Annotated in this window: 4 protein-coding genes; all 4 read left to right on the top strand. The window is 56.4% G+C overall.

Annotation, left to right across the window (positions count from 1 at the left end):
* Positions 1-1223: sigma-54 dependent transcriptional regulator (locus LCM4576_RS25015; RefSeq protein ID WP_071035207.1), on the top strand; the 1223-nt coding region annotated here is incomplete at its 5' end.
* The gene (locus LCM4576_RS36380; protein ID WP_131803302.1) at positions 1205-1543 is read left to right on the top strand and encodes a hypothetical protein; all 339 of its coding nucleotides are present in this window, start codon (positions 1205-1207) and stop codon (positions 1541-1543) included. The genes LCM4576_RS25015 and LCM4576_RS36380, both read left to right, overlap by 19 nt.
* 65 nt (positions 1544-1608) lie before the next feature.
* Complete coding sequence (locus LCM4576_RS25010; protein ID WP_071035205.1) at positions 1609-2640, top strand: LacI family DNA-binding transcriptional regulator; 1032 nt, start codon at positions 1609-1611, stop codon at positions 2638-2640.
* Between the two features lie 680 nt (positions 2641-3320).
* The coding region (locus tag LCM4576_RS25005; RefSeq protein ID WP_274534983.1) for an acyltransferase family protein at positions 3321-5208 on the top strand (1888 nt) is incomplete at its 3' end.

The raw sequence follows: 5208 nt of genomic DNA, 5'->3' as shown, positions 1-5208 counted from the left end.
GTCCCGTCGTCAGCGACATCCGCATGCCCAGAATGAACGGGCTTCAGCTCTTTGACCGGGTGAAAGCAATCGATCCGGACATCCCTTTTGTCCTCATCACTGGGCACGGYGACGTCGAACTCGCCGTTGCCGCCATCAAGGACGGCGCTTACGATTTCATCTCCAAGCCATATGACACCGAACGGCTTTTGGTGACGCTGAATCGCGCTTCCGAAAACCGGCACCTGGTCCTGGAAAACAGGCGCCTCAGGGATGCGGTCGTCCGATCCGCGGGCGATATGCCTCTCCTAGGGAACGCGCCGAGTATGACATGGCTGCGAGAAACGATTCGACAGATCGCCGATACGGATGTTGACGTCCTTGTGGAGGGTGAAACCGGCACGGGTAAGGAGGTGGTCGCGGATTTGCTTCACCGCTGGAGCAGACGAAGCACCAAGCCATTCGTGGCTTTGAACTGTGGGGCGCTGCCCGAAAGTGTCATCGAAAGCGAACTTTTCGGCCACGAAGCAGGCGCTTTTACCGGTGCGCACAGGCGCAGGATCGGTCGCCTCGAATACGCGAATGGCGGCACGCTATTCCTCGACGAAATTGAGTCGATGTCGCCTGCACTCCAGATAAAACTGCTAAGGGTACTCGAAACCCGCCAGGTCACGCCACTCGGAACCAACGAAACCCGCAGCATCAATGTTCGTGTCGTAGCTGCGACAAAGGTTGATCTGAGCGATCCGGCCGCCCGCGGTGACTTCAGGGAAGATCTATATTTCCGTCTGAACGTCGTGACGGTCAATATTCCGCCTCTTCGCGAGCGGCGTGAGGACATCCCGATCCTCTTTGCGCATTTCCTGGAACGAGCGTGCAAACGCTTCGGCAAGCCAGAGTGGGAGATAACCGCGGCCGCGCGTAATCATCTGATGGGCCATGATTGGCCCGGCAATGTCCGCGAACTCGCGCATTTCGCGGATCGGGTTGCATTGGGACTTGAAGGGGCGCGGAATTCGCTCCCTGGAAAAAGAGGCGATGAATTAAGTCTCTCTCTTTCCGAAAAGGTTAGTCTTTATGAGGCGGCCGTTATCCGYAACGCATTGCGGGAATGCGATGGCGACGTGAGGAGGACGACCGAGTTTCTGCAGGTGCCCCGCAAAACCTTCTACGACAAGCTGAAACGCTATGGAATAATTCCGGGCGTGTATCGAAGCAGCCGCGATTGTTCGAAATCTTCTTGAACTCGCCCGTCGCCGAAAGGCTGCTATGGTATGTGGGCGCCGGGAAAGTTAAGCTGCTTGCGCCCAACAAAACACTTGCCGGTGCGGATACGTCAGGGGCGCGCTTTGACGGATCGTCTCGTGAGACGGGGGCGCCTGATGATCGGGCAGTTTGGGGGATCAATCCCTTTTGGCTCCGAGACCTGAAAGACCTCGTGCTGCATATCTGTTCTTTCGGTCGATGCGTGATCAGCAGTTGCGTCGAACTGCCAACGAGCATAATCGCCGAATCCGGCCAAGAAGGAGTCTACTGCGACATCGCCGGCATCAACGCAGACTGACATATTCTGTCAAATTCCGTGACCCGTCCTCTATGTTCCCCATGACTTCCTGTTAGACTCGAATCATGACCAAGCGCCCCACAATTGCAGATCTCGCCCGCGAAGCCGGGGTTAGCGTAGCGACCGTCGATCGGGTTTTGAACGGCCGTCGACTGGTGAGGGAACAGACCGCACGACGGGTCTGCGAGGTGGCCCGCGCCATCGGCTACAACGCAGCTGGTCTGATGCAGCAGCGCGCGCAGCGGATTTTGCCGGAGTACCGATTAGGCTTTATTCTCAGAATGCCGGCCGAGCATTTCTATCAGGATTTCGCGCGAGAGATCAAAGCTGCTGTCAGCGCGGCACAGTCCTTCCGGGGCGTTCCAGTCGTTGAATTCGCGCCGTCGCATAGGCCTGGCGACCTGGTCGAGCTGCTCGAGGACATGGGTGAACGCTGCCACGCGATCGCGATGATGGCACCGGATCATCCAACCGTCACGGCAGCTGTCGAAGAACTCAAATCGAACGGAACCCCGGTTTTTTCGCTGCTTTCCGATTTTGCCGCCGGCGTGCGCGAGGGCTATCTGGGCCTCAACAACCGCAAGGTTGGACGGACTGCCGCCTGGATGTTTTCCAAGGTTGCAAAAAGGCCGGGCAAGGTGGCGGTCTTGGTCGTCAGCCATCGTTTTCAGGGTCCCGAATTGCGAGAAGCCGGCTTTCGGTCATACTTTCGTGAGAAAGCGCCGATGTTCGAGGTGCTGKACAYGCGCTTGAACGTCGATACGCGGCAAACCACGTACGAGGCCACTCGCGATATCATACAAAGCGAATCCGAACTTGTCGGCTTGTATGTCGCCGGCGGCGGCACGGAGGGCGCCATCGCTGCACTCCGGGAAGAGGGCGATGGTCGGGATCTCCTGGCGATCGTCAACGAGATCACGCCAGAGTCGCGAGCAGCACTCGCGGACGACATCATTACGATGGCGGTTGCCACGCCCCTGCGCCTGCTTTGCCAGGAGTTGGTGACGCTGATGGCCAGGGCAATCGAGACAGGCACTGCAGAGACGCCATGGCAGACGTTCTTGCCGTTTGAGATTTATCTGCCGGAAAACATTTGAGGCGAGATTCGCTTTCTTTGAGCGGTTCGCTCACGACAGAGCATAACAAATTCCACCATGTCTCATCACCGGAAAACGTTCATCAGACTCAGCTCCCGTGTTCTTCTCGTACGGGTCTCGACGTGGCCTCTGGATGAAACTGGAGAGYCGCATAACTGCGCTACCACACGCCATTATCAGGCTGATGTGAGGAGCTGACCCACAAAGCCCACGACGATAATGATTGTCTGGAAATCAGAAAGACGATCCCCAATCCGCGATTCGGCGGGTGGGTGGTCGACTGCATACAACAATAGATGATTGAATGTGCAACAGCCAAGGCAATCACTTCTGCCATGGTGAGAGAAAAAGTTGCCCTTCAATCGTGATGCAGCTACCCCTCGATCCACGGTGTGGATGATTTCCATCGAAACAATTGATTTTTCGAATTTTCTGAATTGGGGCAAATCTCGATCTGACTGGTTTCAAAGCACGTCGAGCACACGTATGCAAATGGCGCTCGTTGGCATTGAAGTGACGTCCAGACTTCGGAATTCGGTGACGCGAGGGAATCAACCGATAGGATGAAATCACGGTTGTCTTCGTCACTGCCGTGGCACTCTCATTTTAGCAAAAGTCACCTCTATATCAGGTAGTCCATGCCGCGATATTTGCGAACCGATATTCAGGCCTTGCGAGGCTTGGCCGTTCTTCTGGTTGTTCTTTATCACGCCCGTCTTGGGCCGGGTGCCGCAGGTTATCTTGGCGTTGACGTTTTTTTCGTCATTTCGGGGTTCCTGATCACGGGCCTCGTCAGGACGCATGTTGAGCAATCACGGTTCAGTTTTTGGGATTTCTACTACCGGCGTGCCAAACGCCTGTTGCCGGCGGCCTATTTCGTCATCGCGGTCACGACGATCGCTGCGCCTTTCTTCCTGTCGGAGGTGGAGCTGAAAGGGTTCCAAAACCAGGTTCTCGGGGCCCTCACATTCACTGCCAATATCGTTCTCTGGTTTCAGTCCGACTACTTCGGTAGCGCGGCCGAAACGAAGCCCCTCCTGCATTTCTGGTCGCTGGCTATCGAGGAGCAGTTTTATTTGCTCCTCCCTGCCTTCTTGGCCTTGGCTCCGAGGAGATGGTGGCTGACCGGTGTAGGCGTGCTCCTCGTTGCCAGCTTCTCGCTATGTCTTTATTTAGCCTCCCGCGATCCATCCGCCGCATTTTTTCTTTTGCCGGCCCGATTTTGGGAAATGGCCCTGGGTTCATTCGGTGCCTTGCTTCCCATCAGCCCCAACGTGGCTGCCAAGCTTTCGAAGCTGCGCCTACCGGCGCTCACATTGCTTCTCTTTATTGCCGTTGTCCCCATTGGTTCCCCTCATCCGGCCGCGGGTGCGGCTGTGGTTTGTCTCGCAACGCTGGTCCTCCTGCTTGCACCCAGTAAAGATAATGTGGCGGTTCGAGGCATGGCGAGGATAGGAGACGTCTCGTACTCGCTCTATCTGATCCATTGGCCGGTGCTCGGCTTTGTCCGGGCCGCTTGGCTCGCAGATACACCTGCCCTTGCGATCTATGCGGCAGTTGCTTTCTCATTTGTCGCGAGCTGGGTTCTTCACCGTTTCGTGGAGGAGCCGTTCCGGCGCGGCTATGCGACGTCCCGTTTACGGCTGTCTTCGGGTCTCCTCGCTGTATCGGTTCTGCTCGGCTTGTCGCCCTCGCTTGCCATTGCGGCGACCCAAAGCAACATTGACTTTGCCTATATCCGACGGATCAACGAGGGTTTGGGACCGGCGTGTGATTTCAGGCCCGGATCGCCTCCTCAGGAAATCCCTCGCAACTGCGAAACGACCGACAAGCCCGAGTTGCTGGTCTGGGGTGATTCATTTGCCATGGCGGTGGTTCCCGGCTTGGCCARGACAATCGGAGAAACGGGACTGGCTCAGCTCACGATGAGCGCGTGCCTGCCTGCTGTCGGAATAGCCGGTTTCTCAAAGCCGTCGACAGCGTCGCCCTATTCCCGCGCCTTCGGCGAGAGCTGTATTCGCTTCAATGACAGCGTTTTGCGTATCTTGAAAGCTCGGCCCGAAATAAAGACCGTTGTCATTTCAAGCCCGTTTGGCGTCGCGGCGCCGGATCAATTCATGCTGCTTAAGAGGACCAAAGGTACTTTCACCGAGGTCAATCTTTCCATTGAAGAGGCCGTTGATGGCATCAAGGCTCTCGTCGAAGCCGTTCGCGCCCTGGGCAAGCGAGTGGTCGTTCTTGCTCCTCCACCGGTTGGGAACATCGACATCGGTGATTGTCTTGAGAGGAAGGCACGTGGAATTGTTATTGTCGGGCGTTACAGCGACTGTAAAATATACGTCGCACAATACCGCAGAAGTCAGTCCAGCACTCTTGAGCTCTTGAATCAAGTGGCCTTGAAGGCTGGCGTAGAGGTCATTTCTTATCACGACTTTCTGTGCGACGGCACAGCATGCAAGACGGAGATCGATGGCAAATTTCTTTACCGGGACAGCGGTCACCTTTCCTATGATGGATCAGAGATAATCGCTCGCCGGACAAGACTTGCCGAGAGGCTGGTTGCGGCTG

It is taken from the genome of Mesorhizobium sp. LCM 4576 (genome assembly GCF_001854815.1).
Classification (GTDB): Bacteria; Pseudomonadota; Alphaproteobacteria; order Rhizobiales; family Rhizobiaceae; genus Mesorhizobium; species Mesorhizobium plurifarium.
The sequence above is the reverse complement of the archived record's forward strand: the minus strand, read 5'-3'. Positions and strand labels throughout refer to the sequence as shown.